The sequence below is a fragment of the Isoptericola sp. NPDC060185 genome (assembly GCF_042728595.1).
Taxonomy (GTDB): domain Bacteria; phylum Actinomycetota; class Actinomycetes; order Actinomycetales; family Cellulomonadaceae; genus Isoptericola.
The window spans coordinates 1-1,022 of the sequence record NZ_JBHWYY010000176.1; the positions used below are offsets into that span (position 1 = coordinate 1).

Here is a 1,022-nt window from a genome sequence, read left to right on the forward strand (position 1 = left end):
GCTGGTGAGCTTCCTCAGTGGCCTCACCGCTGGGCTGGCGCACCAGAACATCTCCGCTGTCCAGGGCATCGACGCCGACCGGGTCGTTTTCGCCGAAACCGGGGCCGACCCGTCGTTCGACTCCTCGGTGCTCACCGAGCAGCAGATCGCGCAGTGGGAATCGGCGGACGCGACCCCGATCGGCATCTCGCGCACCAGGGCCGAGCACGCGGGTGCGAGTCCGACGCAGGTCGCGTTGTTCGGCGGCGACCCATCGGCATTCAGCAATCGCCCTGCTACCGTTCCCGGCGCCGTGGTGCTGAGTTCGGCGGCGGCTCGCGAGCTGTCGGCAGGCACCGGCGACGTCGTGCTGCTGGCAGGGCACGAGTTCACCGTCGCCGACGTCGCCGGCGACGAGTGGTACAGCCACACCCCCGTGATCTGGACGAGCCTGCAGGACTGGCAAGCGGCCAGCCCGCGCGCCGGTGCCGCGACCGTGCTCGCGGTGACCGGCGAGGCCCCCGGCGGCCTCGACGCCGAAGCAGGCACGCACTCGCTGCCCGCGAAGGATGCCGTCCAGGCGATCGGCTCCTACCAGGCCGAGAACAGCTCACTCACCCTGATGACCGTGCTGCTGTTCGCCATCTCGGCCCTGGTGATCGGCGCCTTCTTCACGGTCTGGACCGTGCAGCGCCAACCCGATATCGCCACCTTGAAGGCGCTCGGCGCGACCACCGGCTCCCTGGTCGGTGATGCCCTCGCCCAGGCCGCGATCGTCCTGACCGCGGGCGTCACGGCGGGCCTGGCGATCACCGCCCTCGCCTCACTGTTCCTGGGCGAGGCGATGCCTTTCGTGCTCAGCCCCGCGACAACCCTGGTCCCCGCACTGGCCCTGATCGTCCTCGGCTTGGTCGGCGCCGCTGTCGCCCTGCGCTTCCTGTTCACCACCGACCCACTGACCGCGCTCGGCGCGACCCGCTGACGATCCCATGACGACCGTCGCCCGCACCGATGCCGCAGTCGCGCTGCCGATCCACCGCACC

Annotated in this window: 1 protein-coding gene; it reads left to right on the forward strand. The window is 70.8% G+C overall.

Annotated elements, in window-relative coordinates; genetic code table 11:
* A partial coding sequence (locus ACFWDO_RS21515; protein ID WP_380347230.1) for an ABC transporter permease occupies positions 1-961 on the forward strand: 961 nt, incomplete at its 5' end.
* Positions 962-1,022 lie beyond the last annotated feature (61 nt).